The sequence below is a fragment of the Wandonia haliotis genome (assembly GCF_039523435.1).
GTDB classification, from domain to species: Bacteria; Bacteroidota; Bacteroidia; order Flavobacteriales_D; family Crocinitomicaceae; genus Wandonia; species Wandonia haliotis.
Genome location: NZ_BAAAFH010000003.1, coordinates 911,663 through 937,223, shown reverse-complemented (window position 1 = coordinate 937,223; position 25,561 = coordinate 911,663). Strand labels below are relative to the sequence as shown.

Annotated in this window: 23 protein-coding genes; 10 read left to right on the top strand and 13 right to left on the bottom strand. The window is 40.0% G+C overall.

The genetic code is table 11. From position 1 onward, the window contains the following. Nucleotides 1-2 precede the first annotated feature (2 nt). Complete coding sequence (locus ABDZ97_RS04740) at nt 3-2,222, bottom strand: TonB-dependent receptor (RefSeq protein ID WP_343785416.1); 2,220 nt, start codon at nt 2,220-2,222, stop codon at nt 3-5. Nucleotides 2,223-2,276: 54 nt separating this feature from the next. Next, nucleotides 2,277-2,726 (bottom strand): hypothetical protein, encoded by a 450-nt coding sequence (locus tag ABDZ97_RS04735; protein WP_343785415.1) that lies wholly within the window; start codon nt 2,724-2,726, stop codon nt 2,277-2,279. 139 nt (nt 2,727-2,865) lie between these two features. Between ABDZ97_RS04735 and ABDZ97_RS04730 the strand changes: the two genes are divergently transcribed. Both ABDZ97_RS04730 and ABDZ97_RS04725 read left to right on the top strand, forming a co-directional pair. Next, nucleotides 2,866-3,462 carry a NifU family protein gene (locus tag ABDZ97_RS04730; protein ID WP_343785414.1) on the top strand — a complete coding sequence of 199 codons (597 nt, stop codon included), beginning with the start codon at nt 2,866-2,868 and terminating at the stop codon, nt 3,460-3,462. Between the two features lie 77 nt (nt 3,463-3,539). Continuing rightward, on the top strand, nt 3,540-4,250 hold the full coding sequence (locus ABDZ97_RS04725; RefSeq protein WP_343785413.1) for a carboxypeptidase regulatory-like domain-containing protein: 711 nt from the start codon (nt 3,540-3,542) through the stop codon (nt 4,248-4,250). Nucleotides 4,251-4,307: 57 nt separating this feature from the next. On the opposite strand, the gene gldC is transcribed toward ABDZ97_RS04725, so the two are convergent. Together gldC and gldB are read right to left on the bottom strand one after the other, a co-directional pair. Beyond that, complete coding sequence (gene gldC / locus ABDZ97_RS04720) at nt 4,308-4,652, bottom strand: gliding motility protein GldC (RefSeq protein WP_343785412.1); 345 nt, start codon at nt 4,650-4,652, stop codon at nt 4,308-4,310. Nucleotides 4,653-4,654: 2 nt separating this feature from the next. Beyond that, the gene (gldB, locus tag ABDZ97_RS04715) at nt 4,655-5,677 is read right to left on the bottom strand and encodes a gliding motility lipoprotein GldB (RefSeq protein WP_343785411.1); all 1,023 of its coding nucleotides are present in this window, start codon (nt 5,675-5,677) and stop codon (nt 4,655-4,657) included. A gap of 165 nt (nt 5,678-5,842) precedes the next feature. On the opposite strand from gldB, the gene ABDZ97_RS04710 reads away from it, so the two are divergent. From ABDZ97_RS04710 to ABDZ97_RS04695, 4 genes are read left to right on the top strand one after another with little or no spacing between them, the layout of a single operon-like run. Then, nucleotides 5,843-6,652 (top strand): outer membrane beta-barrel protein, encoded by an 810-nt coding sequence (locus ABDZ97_RS04710; protein WP_343785410.1) that lies wholly within the window; start codon nt 5,843-5,845, stop codon nt 6,650-6,652. 19 nt (nt 6,653-6,671) lie between these two features. Beyond that, a complete protein-coding gene (nadE, locus tag ABDZ97_RS04705) occupies nt 6,672-7,451 on the top strand; it encodes an NAD(+) synthase (protein WP_343785409.1) in 780 nt (259 codons plus the stop codon). Nucleotides 7,452-7,458: 7 nt separating this feature from the next. Further along, entirely contained in the window at nt 7,459-9,720 is a 2,262-nt protein-coding gene (locus ABDZ97_RS04700) for a M48 family metallopeptidase (protein ID WP_343785408.1), read from the top strand. Between the two features lie 5 nt (nt 9,721-9,725). Continuing rightward, nucleotides 9,726-10,643 carry a hypothetical protein gene (locus tag ABDZ97_RS04695; RefSeq protein ID WP_343785407.1) on the top strand — a complete coding sequence of 306 codons (918 nt, stop codon included), beginning with the start codon at nt 9,726-9,728 and terminating at the stop codon, nt 10,641-10,643. A 1-nt stretch (nt 10,644) separates the two neighbouring features. Here ABDZ97_RS04695 and ABDZ97_RS04690 read toward each other — a convergent pair whose 3' ends face one another. From ABDZ97_RS04690 to miaB, 9 genes are all read right to left on the bottom strand, one after another. Next, complete coding sequence (locus ABDZ97_RS04690) at nt 10,645-10,971, bottom strand: 2Fe-2S iron-sulfur cluster-binding protein (RefSeq protein WP_343785406.1); 327 nt, start codon at nt 10,969-10,971, stop codon at nt 10,645-10,647. Between the two features lie 153 nt (nt 10,972-11,124). Then, nucleotides 11,125-12,756, bottom strand: coding sequence for a chaperonin GroEL (gene groL, locus ABDZ97_RS04685; RefSeq protein ID WP_343785405.1), 1,632 nt, complete (start codon nt 12,754-12,756; stop codon nt 11,125-11,127). A gap of 16 nt (nt 12,757-12,772) precedes the next feature. Next, nucleotides 12,773-13,054: a co-chaperone GroES gene (locus tag ABDZ97_RS04680; protein ID WP_343785404.1), complete on the bottom strand. Its 282-nt coding sequence runs from the start codon at nt 13,052-13,054 to the stop codon at nt 12,773-12,775. A gap of 131 nt (nt 13,055-13,185) precedes the next feature. Beyond that, entirely contained in the window at nt 13,186-14,328 is a 1,143-nt protein-coding gene (locus ABDZ97_RS04675) for a glycosyltransferase family protein (protein ID WP_343785403.1), read from the bottom strand. 76 nt (nt 14,329-14,404) lie between these two features. Then, a complete protein-coding gene (secG, locus tag ABDZ97_RS04670) occupies nt 14,405-14,704 on the bottom strand; it encodes a preprotein translocase subunit SecG (protein ID WP_343785402.1) in 300 nt (99 codons plus the stop codon). A 1-nt stretch (nt 14,705) separates the two neighbouring features. Continuing rightward, a complete protein-coding gene (locus ABDZ97_RS04665; RefSeq protein WP_343785400.1) occupies nt 14,706-15,728 on the bottom strand; it encodes a hypothetical protein in 1,023 nt (340 codons plus the stop codon). Then, nucleotides 15,728-16,240 carry an LPS assembly lipoprotein LptE gene (gene lptE / locus ABDZ97_RS04660; RefSeq protein ID WP_343785399.1) on the bottom strand — a complete coding sequence of 171 codons (513 nt, stop codon included), beginning with the start codon at nt 16,238-16,240 and terminating at the stop codon, nt 15,728-15,730. Before lptE ends, ABDZ97_RS04665 begins: the two co-directional genes overlap by 1 nt. A gap of 7 nt (nt 16,241-16,247) precedes the next feature. Further along, complete coding sequence (locus ABDZ97_RS04655) at nt 16,248-17,498, bottom strand: sigma-54 interaction domain-containing protein (protein WP_343785398.1); 1,251 nt, start codon at nt 17,496-17,498, stop codon at nt 16,248-16,250. Between the two features lie 13 nt (nt 17,499-17,511). Next, nucleotides 17,512-18,954: a tRNA (N6-isopentenyl adenosine(37)-C2)-methylthiotransferase MiaB gene (miaB, locus tag ABDZ97_RS04650; RefSeq protein ID WP_343785397.1), complete on the bottom strand. Its 1,443-nt coding sequence runs from the start codon at nt 18,952-18,954 to the stop codon at nt 17,512-17,514. A 329-nt stretch (nt 18,955-19,283) separates the two neighbouring features. On the opposite strand from miaB, the gene topA reads away from it, so the two are divergent. The 4 genes from topA to porK all read left to right on the top strand — a co-directional run bounded on the left by topA (nt 19,284) and on the right by porK (nt 25,555). Continuing rightward, complete coding sequence (topA, locus tag ABDZ97_RS04645) at nt 19,284-21,605, top strand: type I DNA topoisomerase (RefSeq protein ID WP_343785396.1); 2,322 nt, start codon at nt 19,284-19,286, stop codon at nt 21,603-21,605. A 24-nt stretch (nt 21,606-21,629) separates the two neighbouring features. After that, nucleotides 21,630-22,793, top strand: coding sequence for a formimidoylglutamase (locus tag ABDZ97_RS04640; protein WP_343785395.1), 1,164 nt, complete (start codon nt 21,630-21,632; stop codon nt 22,791-22,793). 159 nt (nt 22,794-22,952) lie between these two features. Further along, on the top strand, nt 22,953-23,903 hold the full coding sequence (locus ABDZ97_RS04635) for a PorP/SprF family type IX secretion system membrane protein (protein WP_343785394.1): 951 nt from the start codon (nt 22,953-22,955) through the stop codon (nt 23,901-23,903). A gap of 107 nt (nt 23,904-24,010) precedes the next feature. Further along, nucleotides 24,011-25,555, top strand: a complete 1,545-nt coding sequence (gene porK, locus ABDZ97_RS04630) for a T9SS ring complex lipoprotein PorK/GldK (protein ID WP_343785393.1) — start codon at nt 24,011-24,013, stop codon at nt 25,553-25,555. Nucleotides 25,556-25,561: the final 6 nt, after the last annotated feature.

Genomic DNA, 25,561 nt, shown 5'->3' with positions numbered 1-25,561 from the left:
TCTTATTTATGTTTATCTTTTCTTTTAATCTTATAGCGCACACCTATATACACATTAGCACCAGCTATCGGAGCATACACACGGGTAGCATCAAAATAGTTCCCGAAAGGATCGTCTGCCCCAACAATAGCATTCTTCTGAATATAATTGGTCAGGTTTTCACCTCCCAGATAAAAATCCCACTTCTTATACACGTATGTAATTTGTGCATTAATCGTGCCAAAAACATCAGATCGTTCCGGGAAATCAGCAGCATAGGCATCCGGTACCGGATTCAAACGCATCATTCCCATCAATGTTCCCGTTAGATCAAATTCCCATTTTTTATTTCGGGTTATGTAAGCAAAGTTTACCATTCCACGGTGTACGGGTACCATCATTTTCTGTTGGAACTCTCCCCCAAAATTGGCTTTTACATCAGTAAGTTTATAGATCACTTTGAAATCAAACCCATTAAAGGGTTCATAGTTGAATTCCGCCTGCAATGTATTAGAATAAGATGTCCCCTGCATATTGTAAAACTGTACTGTGTACGGATCTTCCAGATCCATAATCAACTGGTCTACAAAACGTGTGTGGTAGTAATCAACCGTTATACCTGCTGTTTTTCCGAACAATTTGAATCCCTGTACAACTGAACCTCCCATATTCCAACTTATTTCCGGCTGAAGGTTTGCATTATTTACCCAGATTCGGTTGGTAGCCATCATATACACATTATCCGCGACATAGTTCGGGACACGCCATCCTCTTCCTCCTGTAACACGAAGATCTGTGTGTTCCGAAAGTCGCCATTTTAGATGAACGCGGGGAGATGTCTGAAAGCCAAATAAATTGTGGTAATCTCCCCGTACTCCCAAAACAGTTGTAATACGCTGTCCGGTATAAGTATATTCAGCAAAAGCTCCCGGAACAATTTCCTCACGAGTAATCGGAACCTGGTTAAACTTTTCATCCATATCCACATATACAAAACTCAAACCGGCATTAATGGTGTTGTTTGTATTACCAATAATGTCTGAGTAAATCGCATTAAAATAGAACCGCTTCTCTAATCCGTCATAACTTTCATTTCCGAATCGCGTATTCATTTCGAATAACTTCGCATTGTAAATAAGTCCGATCGAACCAAAGCGTCGCTTTTTCAGGAAGAAACCTGTTTTCAAATACGCTTCCAGATTTCGGTTCAGAATATCCACTCCGTATCGGGAAAGGTCGTTGCTTCCCGGAGAGTAACCTAACTGACCACCGTACTTCTGATCATAACTACCGGTAATCATAAACTTCATTTCCATTTTTTCTCCGGAATAACTCCATCTATTCATGACACTGGCGGTCTGACTCAAAGGAATATCTCTGAATCCATCTTTGTTGTTATCATTCTCCGCAAAAAGTCCGGAACCATGTACAAACCATCCTGTTGACCACTTATGAGATTTCCCGACATAATGTCCTCCATGAAAGTTTACTTCTGCCCTTCCGAATCGATTTCCATAGGCGTTAAAGTAAAAAGTCTCAGCTGTCTCTGATTTCTTTAACTCCACATTAATCAATCCTGCCATCGACTCATATCCGTTCATTACACTTCCAGTCCCTTTGGTAATCTGGATAGACTCGACCCATGTACCAGGAATACTTGTTAGTCCGAATGTATTGGAAAGTCCGCGGAATACCGGCACATTTTCCAGCTGCACCTGCGTATATACTCCATCAAGTCCCATCATTTGTATACGACGGGCTCCGGATACAGCATCCGTGAAATTCACATCTACTGATGCATTTGTCTCAAAAGATTCGGAAATATTACAACAAGCTGCTTTTCGTAATTCTCCCTCATTCAATTGCTCAATCTGGAGGGTCTCCATGCGTAAAATTCCGGAAGGCTTCTGTCTACCTTCGGCAACGATCTCTTTGAGAAATATATTTGAATATAAAGTGACTTCTATTTCAACCGACTCTTTCGAAGTTATAATCATTGTGTCAGCTTCAAAACCTGTGAATTGAAATACCAATGTGTCAGGGATCTGTTTGGGAATAGCTAAACTGAATTTTCCCTCAACATCTGTTACGGCTCCTGACTGAGCCCCTAAGAAGTAGGCTTGTGCTCCTACTAATGCTTCTTTACTGCCATCTGACTCCCCATAAATCACCCCGGTAACCTGTCCGAAAGATGTTTGTCCGAAAGCCAAGACTAACAGAAGTACAAAAAAATATTTTTTCATTTTACTGTTTTTTAAATACTAAAATCAACTGAACTTAATAAGGTTCTGTCAATTCTAGATTCTCCAAACAGAAATTACAGGAAGTAAGTTTTTTCCGAAATAGCGGGGGGGTGGTCTGACGCGAATACTACTTTTCTCCGGACAGTCAGCCAAAGTAACCGAAGAAACAACTACAGGTAATGATACGGGAGCGAATACAATATCAGTAAAGCCAAAAGCAGCATACTGCTGACTGAAAGGAAGATCTATCCGAATAGTTATTTCTTCTTCACTACAACATCCGCCTTTTTTCCCTTCTTCTACTTTACAAACAGAAGACACTTCTGAACAACATGACGTAAGGCTTTGCTCCTCCATGATGAGGCACAGATCATTACCTGATGTAAGAAACGTTTCCACCTCTCCCCTCATATCGCAATACGAACGATATAAGTTGACCCCGATACTTCCTGTAAAAACAAAAAGTACCATTAAAGTCGCAAGTATGGCATACACTCTTCTCACAAAGCAAATATCAGTAATATTTTGATTTCCTCAAAATAAAAGCATTCAGATTATTGGAAATCTACTTCAGCTATATCTTTACCATCATCAATCCATCTTTTAGCGTATTATCCTTAACTTTGTATAAAATTTGAATACAATGAAAGTTCCCGTAACAATATATGCAGAAATGACTCCTAACCCGTCAACAATGAAATTTGTTGCCAATAAACACATACTATTATCAGGTGAATCAGCAGAGTTTCTGAGTCAGTCAGAAGCGAAAGGATATTCTCCTTTGGCTGAAGAATTATTCAACTTTCCTTTCGTTAAAAGTGTTTTTATTGCGGCAAACTTTATCACGGTTACTAAAACGGATACAATCGGGTGGGATTATATAACCATGGAATTGCGGGAATTTATCCGTGATTTTATCGGTGACGGAAAAGAAATTCTTATCCAAATGCCTGCACCACGGGAAGTAGAAGAGAAAGAAGATGAACCACGCAAAGAAATAGCACCTTCCGAATATGATGATGCTATTCGTACGCTTTTAGATGAATATGTACGACCTGCTGTAGAAGGTGACGGAGGAGCAATTGACTTCAGAGGGTATGATAACGGGGTAGTGACTGTAATTTTAAAAGGGTCTTGTTCCGGTTGTCCCAGCTCAACTGCCACGCTTAAAATGGGAATCGAAAACCTTCTGAAACAGCATCTTCCGGAGGTCACAGAAGTTGTCGCTGAAAACGGATAATTACTTTTTTCTTATTTTTTCCCGTTTTATTTATGGAATAGTGGCTCTCCATACATCCCAATACCAAAATCTAAGTTATGAAACGAATTATTTTTGGCTTAGCGTTAACATTGGGAGTAATGGCCAACGCACAGGAGAACTACGGTGAAATTGTCGGTAAAATCATTGAATCGGAGGAAGAACCAATTATTGGAGCCCGCGTGTGGGTAAATACAGGAACCGCTATATTAGGATCTGTTTCAGACCACAACGGACGCTTTAGAATTTCTACTGTCCCTCCGGGAACGTATGAGGTAAATATCTCTTTTCTGGGAGATACCATGAGGTTACAGAATAACTACGTCAGCCCGAATGGGTATTGCAAAGTACCAGATGTCATTTTTGACCCTAAAATGCTAACAACTGTAATTTTCATCTATAACAATCCCAACGAAATAAAGCTTGATCCGGGAAATGAACACATGATTACCTTAACCCCATTGGATCTGAAACATAATGTTAACATTCAGAATCCGGCTGACCTGATTTCAAATATGACTTCTGACATTCAGAAAAGTGAGGATGGAGAATTATATTTCAGAGGAGCCCGAAAAGGAGAAATGGTTTATCTTATTGACGGAGTGAAAACAAGAGACATTTCTAAAGTACCCGGAGTGGCAATCGGAGGAGTTTCAGTATACACCGGCGGAATTCCGGCTAAATATGGAGATACAACAGGCGGTGTGGTCGTTATGGAAACGAAGAGTTATTTCGACCTGTACCGCGCCTGGAAGGCTACACAACTGTAACCTGAGATCGCAAGGTCAAAAGAAAAGGCCGGATAAATATCCGGCCCGCTCCTGTTTCTATTTCGGCATAATATCCATCTTATCAGCAAAATGATAGCAATAATCCCGAAGATCTTCTACAATTGCCTGTTCTCCTGTCGCTTTCTGAAATGAATCAGCCATTGTCAGTAAGGTCTGGTGAAAAAATACCTTCATTTCTTCAACGGACATCTCAGTCGTCCACAAATCAATTTTCATTGTGTTTTGCGAACGGGGATCCCAAAGGGCTAATAACATAGCTCTGGCTTCTTCTCGGTTCACTTTCCCGTCTTCCGCACTCCAGTGAATTTCCTGAGGAACATTATTTTCATTAATTCCCACCTCTATTTCTATCACTGATTTTTTCTTTATAGGATTGCTCATCTTTACTCCGGTTTATACGTTTTTAGAATTGTTTTATAATCTACGCTTATCATTTCCTTCAGCTCTACTTCCTTATTTTCGTCCATGTACTGTTTTACAATTTTCCAACCAAGAAACTGCCCCAGTCGTGGTGGCGCTTTTTCTTCAATCGGAAGTCCGGGCGTAAAGGGACCATCTGAAAAAATATTTCTGGCTACTTTTTGCTCTCTTTTAAACAGGAAATTCTCCTCTACCAAATACTTCCAGAAAGCAATTTCATTTTCCTCTGCCCACTTGTACTCCTCTTCGTCATATCTAAGAAGAACAGCTTTTGATTCACGCGGAAGCGTAGCCTCCACAAGGTACAATAACTTCCCCCAATGTACCAGTTGCTCTGCTATCACAAGGTTATCATCTACTTCCGGAAAATGATTACTTCCTATCCAGCTCATCATTGCATCACGAACCATGAACTTTCGCTCCATTTGCTTTTTTATGTACTGAAAGAATACCTGTTCAGGGAGTTTTTTTATAAAAGGATCATCAGCTCCCAAATAGCGCTCCAGACCAATCCCAATTTCATGCGGGGAGGATATAACACTATTCGAAAACACCGAATTATAGGTCACAAGCTTTTCAGGAAGTGTACTCTCCGGGAAATAATAGGAATAATACATGAATCCGTTTTTTATTAATTCATACTCAGGAAAATCAGAAAATCTATTCACCAGTTCTGAATTCAGTCCGCTCATAAAAGTATCCCGGAGAAACAAATACAAATTTTCATGCACCAAAGAATCTTCCATCCTTCCCGCCTGAAGACATGCTCCCAGATAATACGCATACAACTCAGGAAATGACCCTTCGTATTGTCTATGTTTCATCTGAGCATCTTCTACAGAAGTAATTTTCACAAAATCCTGCTCCATTCGAACCAGCTCAATAGCAACTTCTTTTTCAGGAACTGTAATGTCCAGACGATCGGATTTACATGCCGTTATTGTCAGTAAAATACACAAAAATCCTACCTGTTTATACCACCTCATAGCACAGTTTTTAGCAAAACTAATCAATTTCGATCAGCCAGTTTTCATCAAATGCGCCAATTTATCGCTCGATTTTACGTATTTTGGGTAGAGTCGAAGGTAAAAAATCACTAATATTGCAGTCTAAAGTTCTTGCAACCTATTAACGGAATGAAACATCAAAACATGAAAAGAATAGTTTCTTTATTTTTGGGAGCGACCTTAAGTCTATCCTCACTTCATGCTCAGGATGCTGAAGAAAAAGTTGTTCAGGCAGGTTTTGTGTTTAATGGAGGTATGTTGAGTACTTCTTTTAAGACGAATCAAATCGAAAGTGATGGACTGGGAAGTTCTTTCGGTGTCGGAATGGGGTTGCATTATAATTTCAAGCCACATATCGCATTATATACAGGGCTCGAATTTAACTTCCAGAGTTTCTCCTATTCTCCGACTGCCGGAAACAATTTCTTTTACGATTACAGCGATCGGGAAATCTATCTGAACAAAGATGACGAGAGTAATGCAGAAGGTACTTTTCGTATTGCTACAAGGAAACAAAAGCCTATTGTCCTGACTATTCCTACGATGTTGATCTTCAGAACAAACTTTATTGGTTACTTCCGTTACTATGGTAAATTTGGACTCAGAACAAGTTTTGTTATCAATCAGACAGTGAATGATGAAGGAACTAATTTCGAAGGAATTTTACCACAAACAGGAGCCTCCATTGAAAAGATGAAAGCGAAAAACGATTTGCTTTTCATCCGTTCTGCCGGGGGAATGGCTGCCGGAGCAGAATGGAACTTTATCGGAACGACCAGTTTATTCCTTGAAGCCGGATTTTACTATACTTTCACTCCTCTGTTTTCCGGAAACGGAAAGTCAGACAGAAACGGAAGCTCTTTGTACAATATCAACTCAGATCTTTCCAAGACGTATCGTTCCTTTAAAGCCAGTCAAATGCTGATAGAATTCAAATTAGGAATTCTATTCTAACTAAAAACACCAGTACGATTTGAATTACCAGGGAGTTGAAGAGCATATAGTCGCTTGGCTTAAAGATTATCTGAATCAATCAGGTTTACAAGGTTTCATCATTGGAATATCGGGAGGTATTGACTCAGCAGTCACCTCTACTCTTTGTGCCAAAACAGGAGCTCCGGTAATTTGTTTGAATATGCCTATCCGGCAAAAACGGGAACACTACCGTTTAGCTGCTGCTCACATCAGTGATCTTGAACAAAAATTTCCGAATGTAAGTTCCTTTGAGATTGAATTATCCAGTGTTTTTTCTCACTTTGAAAACGCACTTCCAAAGGATGTGGCTTCGGATCAATTATCTATGGCCAACTCCCGCTCCCGCTTGCGAATGATGACGTTGTATGCCATCGGTCAAACCAACCGACTTCTTGTAGCGGGGACTGGAAATAAAGTAGAAGATTTCGGAGTAGGCTTTTATACCAAATATGGTGACGGAGGTGTCGACCTTTCTCCTATTGCTGACCTTATGAAAACTCAGGTTTATACCCTGGGAGAGCACATGGGAGTTATCGATGCGATACTCAATTCACCGCCTACGGATGGACTGTGGGAAGATGACAGAACAGACGAAGATCAGATCGGAGCTACCTACCCGGAACTGGAATGGGCTATGGAGTTCAACGAAAATGGTCAAACAATGAACCTTTCAGAAAGACAAAAAGAAGTTCTGAATATCTACAAAAAACTCAACACTATTAATAAACACAAAATGGTTGAAATTCCGGTATGTTTTATCCCGGAACAACTCAAATAACCTTCGAATGAAAAAGTTCACTTTAATCCCTTTGTTTACCCTGGGACTGTCTTTATTTGTTACGGCCCAAAAAACGGACTTCAGTAATTTCACTCCGATACAGTCAAGAGGAGATATGCCGGATGACTTTGCTTTAATGACCTTCGAAAAAGTCAATGAAGAAAAAGACATCGTAATTGACGGTCTGGGGAAGAAAGAAAGTAAAGAGTTTATCAAGGGAATTCATTATGGTATTGATGAAATCCTACGTTCAGGAAGAGTTATCTACGGTGATGAGATGACAGAATATGTCACACGTGTCGGAGAGAAAATTACAGGAAAGAATTCTGATATCCGCTTCTATATTCTTCGTTCAAATGTAGTAAATGCATTTTCAACCAAACAGGGAATCATCTTTGTAACAGAGGGACTTTTAGCACAGCTTTCCAACGAAGCACAACTTGCTTTTGTACTCGCTCACGAAATTGCTCACTACCAAAAAGAGCACGTTGTTGAAGGGTATAAGGAAAATGTTGAAATTGCACGATCAAGAGTAAATAATGATAGTAAGATTAAGCAACTCAGCCAGTACTCCAAAGAAAAAGAGTTCGAAGCGGATGGCGTGGGAATTGAGCTATACAATGCAGCTGGATATTCCAAAGAGGAACTTTTTGATGTATTCGATGTATTATTGTACTCCTATTTGCCTTTTGATCTGAAATCTATTCCTTCAACCTACTGGAATACGGATCAACTGGTTATTCCGGAGAGCTACTTTGAAACCGAGTTTCCGGACATCTCCGTAGAAAAAGATTATGATGACTCTAAGAGTTCTCACCCCAACATTCAGTCCAGAAGTGAAATGATTCTTGACATTGTTGAGAATATTAACAATTGGGGAGAAGCTCAATTCCTTCTTCCGGAAGAAGATTTTTATCATGTACGAAACATTGCAAGATTTGAAACCGTTCGTAATGACCTGTACGCATTCCGTTACGGAGATGCTATTTACAGTATTTACCTACTTGAGCAGGAGTTTCCGAATAATAAGTACCTGCAGGTTTGCAAAGCAAAAGCCTGGGCAGGATTACTTGCTTTTAAAGTAGAAGGCCGATACACTTCAGTAACGACTTCTCCGTCAAAGGTACAGGGAGACCCTCACCAACTTCATCAACTCCTGAAAAAACTGGACAAGAAGCAACTTGTAACCGTTGCGTTCCGACAAGTAGCAGATGTAAAGCAACAATTTCCTGAAGATGGTGAAGTTGAAGCGATCTACCAATATGCTGTACAACACCTTGCCCGTGAAAAGAATTTCAAGATCAGTGATTATTACGAAATTAGCTTTCAGGAAGCTTACGATGCTTTCCAAAAAAGTCTGGATGAGTTAAACAAAGCTGATAGTCTTACTTCCACTGATACTACAGAAGTTGTAAAAGAGGAAAAAGAACTCTCTAAATACGAAAAAATAAAGAGAAGTACCGGGGCAAAAGAAGTCGCAACTTCTAAAGATGATAAATTCGACGAGGATGACTTTTATCTATATGCGTTATCTGATATCATTAAAGACGATCATTTCAAACAATCCTACGACTCGCACAAAAGTGATCTGGAAGCGAAAGAAGAAGAGGAAGAGAAAAAACGTCAGCTTGCTTACTCGGAAAGAAAACAATTAAAAAAGCAGGAAGACAAAGAAAAAATCCAGATGGGACTTGAAGAGATTATCCTGTTAGAGCCCCGCGCCATTCAGGTAAAAGGGAATGATATCGATATCGAAAAGTCAGAAGAACTGGAAATAGACCTGCGTGAAGTAGTGGAGAGGTTTCATGGAAATTCAAACGTAAGTGTATACAAAGTTGGATCACTTGAATACAAATCACACGGAACCTATATGTACAATCAAAAAGCAGCTTTGGTTAACAGCCTTTCTCACCTTATCGAATACGAAGAGGTAAGTGTTTTTCCGGTTGATTACAATCTTAACAAAGAAATTATAAATGATTTCGGTACCGGAAAAGTGGCGTTTATTATTATTCAATCAGTACACCAGCGCTTATCTCCCCGAAAAATTGTATTCTACAGTATCTTCCCTCCCGTTTGGCTAATCGCCGGACCGGTGACTTTTATGAAATCTTTCTACACAAATTTTGGTGTGGCTGTTTTTGATCTTGAAACTTATGCTTTCAACGTCTTTACCAATCAACAGATTTCAGGATTCACCTCTAAAATGGAAATGGAAGCACTTATGTATGACTTCCTTAATCAAATTAATAAAACCTCAGATCAATAAAAGCAATGACTACTTTCAATAAATACACGCTAACATCCCTGTTTCTACTTGTTGTTCTTGCCAATACGCATGCACAAAATTCAGGATTTCTGGGGAAAAAGAATATGTTCTCTATCAGCACAGGAGGAGGAATTCGGGTACTTCCGATTATCTTACCTGAAGTAGGAGAAGTTAACAATCTTAACTATAATAAGTATAATGAATCCGATGATAGTTTTGATGAGAAAAAAAATCTGTTTAAATGGAATGTTAACTTTTCTTACAAACGTCTGATTAAAAGGAATCTTGCAATCGGTATTATGGGGCAATACACAACTTATCAGGCAAGTAGTAATGTCTTTGGCTCCGCTTATTATTCCTATAGTGATTATGACTACTATGGGAATAATTATGGTAATTATACGATTAACCCAAGTAGAATTAGCTCACCTAAGTTTAATGTATTTTCTCTTCGACCAGTGATTACACTATCACCTAAGAAGTCTCTTTTACCTATGGGAATCAGTCATACATTTGGACTAGGTTTCTCGGTAATGCAAATGAATACGAATAAAGAGTATTATTTTGCAGGAAGTCCTATACTTCCAGGAGAATATGGAGCGACAGGGCCTCTTGAAACACATCAGCTTATAGCTCCCGAAGGGTTTAAAAATAACTACTGGGGTCTTGATTTCTTTTATTCAGCAAGTATTAACTACCCGATCACTCGTTTTATGATGATTGAGTTCGGTTACGACATGCGTGTTGGTTACGCTTTCCCTAATCGGGGGAAAAGAATGGCTAATGAGACATTATTTGATACCAACTCAGATATGGAACGGATATCCGAACGAATACTGAACGCAGATTTTCAGGATGCATTGGCACATGAAGGAATGTTCAGTATACTTTCGCTTCGTCTGGGATTGGTTTTTGTTTTCTAAATCAAGCTTCAGGAGCCAATCGAAGAATGATACCGTCGATTTCATCTGTTAATTGAATCTGACATCCCAAACGCGAATTATCTTTCACAAAGAAGGCCTGATCCAGCATATCCAATTCAGCATCACTTTGTTCAGGAAGTTCTATGTCCGATTCAAGATAACACTGACAAGTGGCACACATTGCCATCCCTCCGCAAGCTCCTTCTACAGGCAATTCATAAGCTTTGCATAGCTCCATGATATTCATATTCATGTCCGTAGGTCCTTCCAGTTGATGTGCTGCCCCTTCTCTGTCAATTATAGTTACTGTGATTACGTTATCGCTCATGGTTAAAATTTTGTACAAAGATAATCTTTGCTTCCCATTAAAAACTGAAAAAGCCGTTCATCTTACGACGAACGGCTTCTCTATATATTGTCGGCCATATTATCCGAAACAAGTCGGGAAATAGGATACCGATTTGAAAATGCCTGTTTAGGATTACATCATTCCCGGCATTCCGCCTGGCATACCACCCGGCATTCCCGCTCCTGCTTCTTCCGGCTCATCCGCAATCACACATTCTGTTGTTAACAACATTCCTGCGATAGAGGATGCATTCTCGATAGCGATACGCGTCACTTTTGTAGGATCGATTACTCCTGAAGCAAACAGATTTTCAAAAGTTTCCGTACGTGCATTGTATCCGAAATCATCTTTTCCTTCACGCACTTTTTGTACAATAACTGCACCTTCCCCACCTGCATTAGCAATAATTTGGCGAAGCGGTTCCTCAATAGCACGTTTTACGATAGCTATTCCAGTTGTCTCGTCTTCATTCTCGCCCTTCATTCCTTCAAGGATATCGATAGCACGAATAAGAGCAACACCACCTCCAGGTACGATACCTTCTTCAACAGCCGCTCTCGTAGCAGCAAGTGCATCATCTACCCGATCTTTTTTCTCCTTCATTTCTACTTCGGTAGCTGCACCGATATACAATACTGCAACTCCACCTGCCAATTTAGCCAGACGTTCCTGTAGTTTTTCCTTATCATAATCTGAAGTAGTCGTTTCAATCTGCGCACGAATCTGTGCTACCCGAGCATCAATATCAGCTTTCTGACCGCTACCGTTTACTACTATCGTATTATCCTTGTCAATTTCTACTTTTTCAGCAGAACCTAACATATCCAATGTAGCATTTTCTAATTTCAGACCACGCTCTTCGGAAATTACCTGTCCACCGGTAAGAACAGCGATATCTTCCAACATTGCTTTTCTTCTGTCTCCAAATCCGGGAGCTTTAACAGCAGCAATTTTCAAAGAACCTCTTATTCTGTTTACGACAAGTGTAGCCAATGCTTCGCTATCTACATCTTCAGCAATAATCAACATCGGACGTCCGGACTGAGCCGCAGGCTCAAGAACAGGAAGTAGCTCACGCATATTAGAAACCTTTTTATCTGTGATCAGAATGTAAGGGTTCTCCATTTCAGCGATCATCTTCTCGGTATTCGTCACAAAGTAGGGAGAAAGGTATCCTCTGTCAAACTGCATTCCTTCAACAGTTTTAACTTCTGTTTCCGTACCTTTTGCTTCTTCTACCGTGATCACACCGTCATTACCAACCACCTTCATTGCCTCAGCAATCAAAGCTCCGATAGTTTCGTCATTATTCGCAGAAATAGAAGCTACCTGCTTAATCTGATCGTTATCCGAACAACCTTGTGAAATTTCTTTAAGCTTCTCAACAACAGCGATAACTGCTTTGTCCATTCCACGCTTAAGATCCATCGGATTTGCTCCGGACGCTACATTTTTTAACCCGGCATTGATCATCGCCTGAGCTAAAACCGTTGCTGTTGTTGTTCCATCACCAGCTATATCAGCTGTTTTAGAAGCAACTTCTTTCACCATTTGCGCTCCCAGGTTCTCAACCACATCCTTTAACACAACCTCTTTTGCAACAGAAACTCCATCTTTGGTAATATGTGGAGCTCCGAATTTTTTATCAATAACTACGTTTCTCCCTTTCGGTCCCAACGTAACTTTTACCGCATCTGCTAACGCATCAACACCTCTTTTCAGTTTGTCGCGTGCTTCTACATCAAAGAAAATTTCCTTTGCCATTTTTTTCGTTTTTTAATTAACCTTCAACAATACCGTAAATATCAGACTCACGCATAATCAGGTAAGTCTTTCCATCTAATTTAATTTCCGTTCCTGAGTACTGTCCGTAGATTACAGAGTCTCCAACTTTGACCGTCATAGGCTCGTCTGTCTTTCCAGGACCTGCGGCTACAACTGTACCTTTCAACGGTTTCTCCTTTGCTGTGTCCGGAATAATAATTCCACTTGCAGTTTTTTCTTCAGCCGGTGCCGATTCCACCAACACTCTGTCGGCTAATGGTTTTAATACTGTTGACATAACTCTTTTATTTGTGTTTAAACTACATTTTGAACTGCTACTCTTTAAACGAATTTTATGCCAATTCTAAAATTTGCCAAAAAAGCAGATTCGGAGTAAAAAAATGTCAGCATTTCTGACATCCTGACATTTTACTGACTGAATGGATCTGAAATTAACCAGTAATAAAATGTCCATAACTGCACTACAAAACCAAGAGTGAACACGACCCATTTATTTCGCATGTCTTTCATCCAGTTCGTATAAATGAAAAACAGAGGGAAAATAACCGATATATAACGTGTCATCGCAACCGGTGTCCCTGCTGACAAAGGAAGTAGTAAACTGATCCAGATAATAAGATTAAACGATAAGGAGAATTGTTTCCTGTAAAAGAAAGCGATAAAGAAAAATAACAACGTGTATACAGAATTAAACTGGACAGTAAAACTCCCGTGGTTAAACAGTGAAAACAAGGGAAAAGTAAACGCTCTGTACCACCCGGCCTTTTGAGCTGTGGAATAAGCAAATGGATCTCCGGTCATCTTATACTGAAAAAACAGGTAGAAAGACATGGTCAGCAGGGGTAGTACAAAAGGCATCAGGAATCGAATAGATCCCTTTCTTAAACAGACGATATCAGAAAGTTTTAGCGCATTCTTTTCCAACAAGTAAAACAATACAGGAATCAGCATAACAATTCCATTGGCTCTCATAACCACTAATCCGGACAGCAAAATCCCCATCAACCATAACTTTCGGTAATGAACAGCCAGTAAAGCACCCAATAAAAAGGTTAAGTAGACCGATTCCGAATACAACATAAACAAGTAATATTGAAAGGGCATCAGAATAAAAAGCAACGTTGTCAAATAGGCTTTTTCCGCATCCTGCCACCAGATCATCGATAACCAGTACAAAAGAATAGCCGCCAAAGCTGAAAAGAGAATAGAAATAATAAATGCCAAATAAGTAAAATCTAATCCGGTCAATAATGAAACACTTTTAACAACCAGCGGATAACCAGGCATAAATCCCCACGGAGACTGATAGAAGTTTTCCCCGTCATTCCATCCCAATTCTTTTTCAGAATGCACCTCCGGATAACCGGTGTCATGAATTCTCTCGTACCAATAGGAGTCGTGTCGCTTAAAAAGACCTATGATCTCAGAAAAGGTCGGATTAAATGCCAGTTCATCCGAAATATTCTGAGCCGTAATTGCGAATACGACGTACCCGACCCGAATCAGTAGAGTAAGACCTATAATCCGCAGGATATGTTTACGTAGTAGCATATTTGTTATCACTAACCAAAAATGCCGATATATTAACTATATCGGCATTCCTTATTACTTTCTAATTTTTTTCTTCCTATTGAGGCTGCTGACCTCCTGCTGGAGTTTCTGTTTGTGTTGCTCCACCATCATTAGAAGGGATTGTTGGGTTACCGCCACTATTCATCATAACCATAACCAATGTCAACACAGCAATTGCTCCTGCTAATGTCCAGGTAGCCTTCTCAATCACATCATTTGCTCTTTTCACACCTCCAAGCTGGCTGGGAGCACCAAAATTCGACGCCAAACCACCACCTTTTGGATTTTGTACCAAGACTACTGCGACTAACAATACACTCGCAATTATAATTAATAGTGTTAATAATAGTTCCATCTTACTTATTGTTAAGCTTTTCCTTTAATTCTGCAATTTGAGTTGCAAAGAAACTCTTTTTTTCCGGATTTTTCAAAATTAATTGCTCATAAATTGCAATTGCTTTCGGATAGTTCCCCTGCAATGCGATAATTCGTGCCAGTGTTTCACTAACCGGCACACTTCCTTCATTGACACTTTCTTTGGCATTTCTGACCGGAGAGTAGAACTCTTTACGAGGCTTCGAAATCGTCGGTTCAGCCGCAATAAACTTATCCAAAAGTTTACTCACATGGTCTTTCCGATCCTCTTCAGAAGCAGTATTCTCGTCAGGCTCTGACGAAGAAGATAGCTTAGTTCCTTTCTTTAACCACCCTGAAAAAGTAAGCTCACCTGCCGTCTCATCAGTATATGCTTCCCCTGTGTCTTGCTTTTCTCCCCCCTGTTCCGGAACCGGTAATATTTCATTACGATCTTCAACATCCGGAGAAACAGGAGCTTCTTCATCAGGAACAGGAATAACCCGATCCACATTCAGCTCAAATACAGCATTCAAAGCTGTACTAAGGACTTCTTCCTCCAGAAGATCGTTTTCTACTTCTCTTCCCTCCTCTACTTCAGGTTCTTTCTCTGTATTTTGTTCTTCAGACTCTCTCTCCTGAACAATCTCAGTAGCCCCGCTCTCTTCTTCTTCTTGAATGGAATTCACCTCAGGAAGAAAGACAATAGGTTCTTCCCGTTTTTCTTCAACGAGTCCCTCCGTTCTCTCATCCTGCTCAGAAGAAATAATAACCTCCTCTTTTCTGTTATTATCCAACAAATGAATCAACTGATAAAGAGTAGTCCGATCAGAAACATGAGAAGCATATTGCTGTAATTCTTCCTCCAACTTCACGGACTGATCCGCAGCAAGGCTTTTCAGATACAACAAATGAAAGCTTCCGCAATACGGATATCGATCGCACAAATCTTTTAAATCCGCGACGACACTCCCTCCAACCAACAAAGGTTCTTTAATAATATGTGCTAACTCTGTAAGATTCATTACCAGTCAGACTGCAATTTATTCAAAATATCCTGAAGAATCTGTTGATTTATATCTTCCAACAATTGGCTCTCTACTGAATTCAAATCCTGATTACTATCAAAATCAGCAAATCGTCGGGGATTAACTGTAAAGCTTTTCTCCGGTTTCAGCGTATTCTCCACTTCAATCCGCATAGAAATAGTCAAACGGGTAAGTGCAGCCTGACTATCTCCTTGTATAGAAACCGGAGAAATAGAATAATCAGTAACTACACCTGAAAAAATAAGGTGTGCAGAAGAAGTTCCCGATTGATCGAGTTTCAATTTCGTATTCCCAAGTATACCATCTTTCAGGAATTCCGTAAAACTAATCGGATAGTTAACCGGAGCATTCGGAGCAGATTGTTCAAAGTTAATCACCGTAAACGTTTTCAATTCCGGATCCATAGAATTATCCTTAAAACTAATACTGGTAGGATAACAAGATGTTACCAAAACAAAAACAGTCAATAGACTAAGGTAAAAACGCATATATCCGTTAATTTAGATCGTATTCCTTTATTTTTCGATACAGAGTCCGCTCAGAAATCCCCAACTCTCTCGCTGCATATTTCCGCTTCCCCCTATGTTTCTCCAATGCTTTTTTGATCAGCTCTTTTTCGCGATCTTCCAACGAAAGAGACTCTTCTACCTCTTCATGCTCTTCAACGTCCTCCACCTCACTACCAGAATACACATCCCGTGAAGAAGTAACTTCAGGAGAATATGACGTTCCGGGTTGCAACATATGTCCTTCGTCAATCGGTGACATCGTTTTATAAAGCTTATTCAGCATTGCCGTCTGATCCTGATCAAGATGTACCTCTCCATTACTCTGTGCCAGTTCATACACCAACTTTTTCAATTCATTGAGGTCATTTTTCATATCAAAGAGAAATTTATACATCAATTCTCTTTCCGAAAAATCATCTTTTGAATTTGTACTGATCGTTCCCGGAAGTGTTTCCTGCTCTGCCGGAAGGTAAGACACTAACTTATGAGCGTCCACATCCCGGTTTTCTTCGATAACAGAAATCTGCTCAACAATATTCTTCAACTGACGAATGTTCCCGGGCCATGAATAATTTTCAAGCACCACTACCGCATCATCCGTAAGGCGAATAGGAGGCATACGATATTTCTCTCCAAAATCATTCGCAAACTTTCGGAATAACAAATGAACATCTCCTTTTCTTTCACGCAGTGCGGGCAACTGAATAGGGACCGTACTCAAACGATACAATAAATCCTCCCGGAATTTCCCCTTGCGGATTGCCTGCATCATATTTTCATTTGTAGCCGCAACAACACGGACATTTGTTTTCAGTGGCTTTGAAGATCCAACCCGGATATATTCTCCGGTTTCTAGCACACGTAGCAACCTAACCTGTGTTTGCATAGGTAACTCAGCTACTTCATCCAGAAAAATAGTTCCACCGTCAGCAACTTCAAAATACCCTTTTCGGGTACCTGCAGCACCTGTAAAGGAACCTTTTTCATGACCAAACAATTCTGAGTCGATTGTTCCCTCCGGGATCGCCCCGCAGTTAACAGCGATGTATTCACCGTGTTTTCGTGAACTTAACTGGTGAATAACCTGCGGGATAATTTCTTTTCCCGTACCACTTTCCCCTGTTACCAGAACCGAGATATCGGTAGGTGCTACCTGCATGGCTACTTCCAACGCCCTGTTTAAACCAGGGTGGTTTCCTATAATTCCAAATCGTTGTTTTACCTGCTGTAAATTCATGTAATTTCTTTGATTAATCGACCACAACCTCTCCTAACAAGGTAGCTGCTGTACACGACACAACTCTCACATTCACATATTGCCCTTTCTGCAAATCCCCTTTCGGGAAAATGATTACCGCATTCTGTGAATTACGACCGAATAGCTGATCATCAGAACGTTTTGAAGTTCCTTCAATCAATACTTCGTATACTTTACCTACAGCTTGTTCATTTCGCATCAGGGAGTGAGCCTGCTGTTTATCAATTACTTCCAGTAAACGCTTCTGTTTAGCCTCTTCAGGAACATCATCCTCATATTTTCTTTCGGCCAATGTTTTAGGACGTTCCGAATATTTGAACATATAGGCATACTCGTACTGTACATAATCCATAAGGGATAATGTATCCTGGTGATCCTCATCTGTTTCTGTACAAAACCCGGTAATAATATCTGTAGAAATAGCACAATTCGGCATATACTTGCGAATAGCATCAATACGGTCAATGTACCATTCTCTGGAGTAACCTCTGTTCATTTTCTCCAGAACACGCGTGCTTCCCGACTGAACCGGAAGATGAATATACTCGCAGATATTTTTGTACTTCGCCATTGTCATCAGAACTTCATCCGTCATATCCTTAGGATGAGAAGTTGAAAATCTGATACGCAACTCAGGGTCTACCAGAGCGACCATCTCCAATAACTGAGCAAAGTTCACGGTTGGTTTTTCCGGATTCTCTATTTCTCCCTTTTTAGTAAGATTCCAACGATACGAATCTACATTTTGCCCTAACAAAGTAACCTCACGGTATCCTTTATCAAAAAGTTCCTGTGCTTCTTCTACAATAGTGTGCGGATCACGACTACGTTCACGTCCCCGGGTAAATGGAACAACGCAGAATGAACACATATTATCACAACCACGCATAATTGAGATAAAAGCCGTCACACCATTTTGATCTAATCGTACCGGGCTGATATCAGCGTATGTTTCTTCTCTCGATAATAAAACATTTACCGCTTTCTGTCCTCCCTCTACTTCTGTAATAAGGTTAGGTAAATCGCGATAAGCATCAGGACCTGCAACCAGATCCACCAATTTCTCTTCCTCCAGCAAATTAGTTTTAAGGCGTTCTGCCATGCAACCAAGAACCCCGACCACTAATGATGGTTTATTCTCTTTTCTCTTTTTAAACTCTGTCAGTCGGTTTCGCACACGTTGTTCTGCGTTTTCACGAATCGAACAAGTATTTAACAAGACAACATCTGCTTCGTCTTCATTCTTTGTTGTTGTATACCCCTCACGAATAAGAACAGAGGCTACAATTTCACTGTCGGAAAAGTTCATCTGGCAGCCATAACTTTCCAAAAACAATTTTTTACCATTGCTTGCAACAGGCCCTTCCATCTCCATCGCTTCTCCCTGCCGTTCTTCTATAATTGTTTTATCGCCAAATAATGCGGTATTACTCATAATTCAAAACTGTTGAATAAAATCAAAAAGCAAAAGTACACAATATGTTTTGGGTGACAAAATGGCAGTTTGTTAAAAAAACAAATAATGTAAAATGTCTACTTCTTTAAAATCTATTTAGGGAATATTCATAGATGCATCATTGATAAACACACTCCTGATAAACAAATTATATTCATATTCGCATAAGCCATTTCACTGCCTATCCTCTTCTCCTTTTTCTTATTCTGAAAAAACTAAGTTTGCTTTTCGAATTAATTTCAATTTATTTTGCAAAAAAAATCCTGAGATCAATCGGATTTCGGGAAAGAATGTATTGAACGCCGAATATGAGCAAGAATTTAGTTATCGTCGAGTCACCCGCTAAAGCAAAGACTATTGAAAATTATCTTGGAAAAGACTTTATTGTCAAATCCAGCTATGGTCACGTCCGTGATCTGGCAAACAAAGGGTTAGCCGTAGATATCGAAAAGAATTTTGAACCTCAATATGAGGTATCTCCCGACAAAAAGGCGTTAGTAACCGAATTGAAAAAATTAGCCAAGGAAGCAGAAACTGTATGGCTCGCGACCGATGAGGACCGCGAGGGGGAAGCTATTTCATGGCACCTTTTTGAAACATTAGGTCTAAAAAAGGACAAAACCAAGCGTATTGCATTTAACGAGATTACTAAAACAGCCATACTTCGTGCGATAGAAAATCCCCGTGAAATAAACGACAAGCTGGTAGATGCTCAACAAGCCCGGAGGGTACTGGATCGTCTGGTTGGTTTTGAACTTTCTCCTGTTTTGTGGAAAAAAGTAAAACCCTCTCTTTCAGCAGGACGTGTACAATCTGTTGCCGTACGATTAATAGTAGAAAGAGAAAGAGAAATTCAAAGCTTTGCTTCGGAATCATTCTATAAATTACAAGGACAATTTAAGAAAGGGAAAGATCTGATTAAAGCTGATCTGATGCACAATCTGGGAACACTCGATGAAGCCCGTTCTTTCCTTGAAGAATGTAAAACTGTCGATTTTTCGGTTTTAGATGTACAGACTAAACCCGCAAAGAAATCTTCAGCAGCTCCATTCACCACCAGTACACTTCAACAGGAAGCATCCCTGAAATTAGGTTTTTCAGTAACGCGCACTATGCAAGTTGCCCAACGCCTGTATGAATCCGGACGCATCACATATATGCGTACCGATAGCGTAAACCTATCTAAGGATGCCGTTTCTGCTGCTCAAAGTGCGATTATTTCAAATTACGGAGAAGCATACAGCCAACCCAAACAATACACAACTAAAAGTGCCGGAGCTCAGGAAGCACACGAAGCCATCCGCCCTACAAACTTTAACCAGTCTGAGGTAGATGGTGACCGGGACGAAGTTCGTTTGTACGATTTGATCTGGAAACGGGCTATTGCTTCACAAATGGCTGATGCAAAACTTGAACGTACGACAATAAAAATAGGAAACGAAAAGCTATCTGATATTTTTCAGGCAAAAGGTGAAGTTATTCTGTTTGACGGATTTCTGAAAGTTTATCTTGAATCCAATGTTGATGATGAAGAGGAAGAAGAAACAGCGGGGCTTCTACCAAAAGTCACTCCCGGTGAACCCCTCCAACAAAATGGAATTACTGCTACACAGCGTTTCTCACGACCACCGGCCAGATATGTTGAGGCTTCTTTGGTAAAGAAACTTGAGGAGTTGGGTATAGGTCGTCCCTCGACATACGCACCGACCATTTCGACTATCCAGAAAAGAGGATACGTTGAAAAAGTTGAACGTGAAGGGGAAGAACGAAAATACACGGTTCTTCATCTTGCATCAGATACGATACAGGAAGAAACAAAAACAGAAATAACAGGACGAGACAGAAACAAGCTGTCCCCTACGGATATAGGAATTGTTGTCAATGACTTTTTAGTAGAGCATTTTGACAAAGTGATGAACTATAACTTTACAGCAAACGTAGAAAAACAGTTTGACGATATTGCTCAGGGCATGATTCAGTGGACAGAGATGCTAAAAGAATTCTACGGTCCTTTCCACGAAAATGTAGAAAACACACTGGAACACTCAGAGCGCGCAACAGGTGAACGCACATTGGGAACACACCCTGAAAGCGGCAAACCCATAATTGCACGTATCGGTCGCTTTGGACCTATGATACAAATCGGAGACAGCGAGGATGAAGAAAAACCTCAATTTGCTTCGCTAAAAGGAAATCAGAGCATCAATACAATTACACTGGAAGAAGCTCTTGACCTTTTCAAACTCCCTCGTATTATCGGTGAATTTGAAAACAAAGAACTAAAAGTTAACAACGGTCGTTTTGGCCCTTATGTTCAGCATGACGGAGCATTTACTTCTTTAGGAAAAGAAGATGACCCGATGACGATAACAGCCGAACGTGCAATCGAACTTATACAAGCAAAAAGAGCTGCTGACAAAGCGAAAATCATTAAAACATTTGACGAAGACAAGTCAATGCAATTGCTAAACGGACGATATGGAGCTTATCTGAAAATCGGAAAAAACAACTTTAAACTTCCGAAAGATGCTGTTCCCGAAGACCTGACGTATGAACAATGTATTGAAATCAGTCAGAATCAACCCGAAAAGAAAAAGGGTGCACGGAAAACAACTCGCAAGAAGAAATAATTAACCGGATAGTGGTCAGGGACAATGAATGATATTTCAATTTATTTTGAGCCGTTAAATTTTGATAAGAATCAATTTACTGACGGAAGTCTGGGTACACAGATAGAAGTATATACAACCTCTTTCCCTGAATTAAACAAAGGCGACATTGCACTGTTATATGTACCGGAGTTCAGAGGCATGAATACTCAGGAAACCAGCACCGCAATCCGCGATAATTTTCGTAAATACCTTGCGAATCTCACGCCAACAACAAATTGGAAAAAGAAATTAGTTGACCTGGGAAATATCCGACCGGGAAAAAAAATAGAAGACACGTATTTCGCATTAACCAACGTGATTAGCGAACTCGTCAAAAAAGACATCATTCCCATTATTATCGGAGGTGGACAAGACCTTACTTATGCTCAATTTAAGGGCTATGAACAACTTGAACAGGCTGTAAATATGGTTGTCATCGACAACAAATTTGATCTGGGAAATCCTGAAAAAGCAATTTCATATAATGGCTATCTGTCCTCTATTTTGCTTCATCAGCCTAATTTCCTCTTTAATTTCAGCAACATTGGTTATCAAACCTATTTTGTTCAGCCTTCGGAATTAGACCTCTTTGAAAACATGTATTTTGACACCTGCAGACTGGGTGCTTTTAATCAGGATTTTAAGGTTGCCGAACCTCTCATTCGCAACTGTGATATCTTAAGCTTTGACCTTATGTCTATTCGCGCCAGTGACTTCCGTTCAGAGTACAATGATTCACCCAATGGATTCTATGGCGAACAAGCCTGTCAAATAGCCCGCTACGCAGGATTCAGTGATAAACTGACTTCCTTTGGTTTATATAATTTATTTCCCGAATCCAATCCCAACCTTGCTGACGACCATCTGGCAGCACAAATCATCTGGCATTTGATCGACGGCATCAATAATCGTAAACATGACTTCCCGGTTGGCAGCAAATCCGGCTACTCGAAATACCTTGTATCCATTCAGGATTTTAAAGATGAGATTACCTTCTATAAAAGTGACAGATCTGATCGTTGGTGGATGGAAGTCCCTTATCCTCCACAATCCGGATCGCGCTTTCAACGCCACTTTATGGTTCCCTGTAACTACGAAGATTATTTGACAGCATCAAAAAATGAAATCCCTGATCTTTGGTGGAAAACCTACCAGAAACTGATTTAAGTCTCAATTATTTCTGACGGATTCACAAAATACTGTGGAAAACTTAAATCATTTTCAAAAAAAATCTTTTTTCTAAATAATTTTATTTATTTTAGTCGCCATATTAGGTGTAAAATACATGCTAATTAATGTGATTTAGCACACTACAATATGTTGTCTATGAAGAAAAAAATACTTGTATTATCAGTGTTTTCACTGGCTATGCTTTCCGGGCTTTTTGCTCAGCAGGACAGAGCGATGACACATTCCATGTATGACAAGTTATCAGTCAACCCCGGCTCTACTGGAATTGAAGAAGGAATTTGTGGTACTCTTTTGTATCGTAATCAATGGGATAAATTCAACGGTGCTCCTAACTCTGTTGTTTTCAATGTTGAGGCTAACCTCGACAGATGGATCAACAGCGGTCTGGGTATTTCGTTTTACCATGATGCGATTGGATTTAACCGTCAAAACAATCTTCTGATTAACTACTCCTATCACCTTGACCTTAACGTAGGTACTCTTGGTATGGGACTTGGTTTGGGGATCGTAAATTTCGCAATGTCTCCGACCTGGGTAACACCTCAGACAGATGTGGACAATTACCTTCCCAATGCATTTTCCGGAACAAATTTCGACATGAACTTTGGTTTGTACTGGAAAGGTTCGCAGAATTACTATGTTGGGATTTCGTCTACACACATGACGCAGTCTATCCTTCAGGATCCGACTTTAAGTACTGTTAATTTCAATACTTCTCGTCACTACTACCTGATGGGAGGATATCGATTCGATCAGTTATTCGGGACAAATCAGGAATTTGATTTGGATTTAAACACGTTGATGCGTACTGACTTCAGAAAGTTCTCTGCTGATATCACAGCACGTCTTTTCTGGAATAAATTGTTATATGGAGGAGTTGGATACCGTACCGGAGAATCTATCCTTATTTTATTAGGAGCTTCAATGGATTTAGGCCCTGGAAAAGCTTCTTTTGGTTACTCGTATGATATTACTGCTAATAAGTATATCAAACCATCATGGGGTACGCATGAAATCATGCTGAAATACTGCTACATTATACCACCACCACCGATCACAAAGAGTGCTCACCCAAGATGGTTGTAAAAAAAAGTTAAAGGAAAATTGTAACCAAATAAAAGGAAATTCCGTTATAACTAAAGAAATTGATCCTGTAGAAAGTTAAAGTTGACCGGAATTTAAATTGAGGTAGAATGAGAAAACTAGTGTTATTAGGTTTAGTCGCAGTGTTTTTGTACTCGTGCTCTACACGAACAGGACACTTGATTGGTGTGCAGGGGAGAGGTCCTTACCATCCGGAGATTCCTCTTGGTATGATTTACGTTCCTGCAGGTTCGTTCCAGATGGGACAAAACGATCAGGATGTTCCTTTTCTTCACCAGACACGTACAAAAACAGTTTCAGTTCAGGCGTTCTATATGGACCAGACTGAAATTACGAACAATGAGTACCGTCAGTTTGTTTATTGGGTAAGAGACTCTATCGCCCGTGAAAAAATCTACGAGACAATCGAAGATGATGACATGGCAAGCGATTGGATCAACTATTCGGATGAGTATTTTGACGAAGGAGCTCTTGAGTATGTTGAATACGATGCGTCTGATCGCGCTATAAACAGAGAATTCTTTAATCTGAACTGGGATAGACGACTGGATTATTCAGATCCGGAGTTAGTTCCTCTTTTAGCAGATATGTATTATCCGACTAACGAAAGATTCTACAAAAGAAGAGAAATTGATACGCGTAAGCTAAAATTCAGATACTACTGGATTAATCTTAGAGAAGCTGCCCGAAGAGGTCGTGTTGAAATTACTCCGAATGGTTATGATAAAGATGGAAACAAACTTGCAGATGAACACCGCGAGTTAAATACTCCTCCTCACCCGTTTACAGAGGAACCTCAGGGAGAAGACTCAGATTTCGGTTGGTTCAACAAAATTGGTCAAAACAATGCGATTAGAGGTCATGCTAACCGTCAACGATTCATCATTAACGAAGTGATAAATGTCTACCCGGATACACTTTGTTGGGTGCGTGACTTTACATACTCTTTCCATGACCCAATGACAAATATGTACTTCTGGCATCCAGCTTATGACAACTACCCTGTTGTCGGTATTACCTGGGTTCAGGCAAGAGCATTCAGTGTATGGAGAACACAACTTTTAAATAACTGGTTGATCTCTATGGGTGATATTTTCGTCAACGATTTCCGACTTCCTACAGAAGCTGAATGGGAAAGAGGTGCGAGAGGAGATCTTGATCAATCACAATATCCATGGGGTGGTCCTTATATTAGAAACGCATCAGGATGTTTCCTTGGAAACTTCAAACCAATGCGAGGAAGATACTTTGACGACGGAGGTTTCCACACTGTTAAAGCATACTCTTACAACCCGAATGGTTGGGGACTATACTGTATGGCCGGAAACGTTGCCGAATGGTGTGAAACAGCATACGATGAATCAATGTATGAATTCTCTCACGATCTAAACACTGAATACCGTTATGATGCTATGGACTGGGATCCACCAGCCATGAAAAGAAAAGTTATTCGTGGAGGATCATGGAAAGATATCGGATACTACATGCAGACTGGTACACGTACTTATGAATACCAGGATACAGCAAAATCGTATGTAGGATTCAGAAACGTTATGACACACCTTGGTCGTGGAGGACGTGACTTCACAAAAGAAGGTGGAGAAGAACTGAAAAGTGATATTCAGTTACAATAATTACGT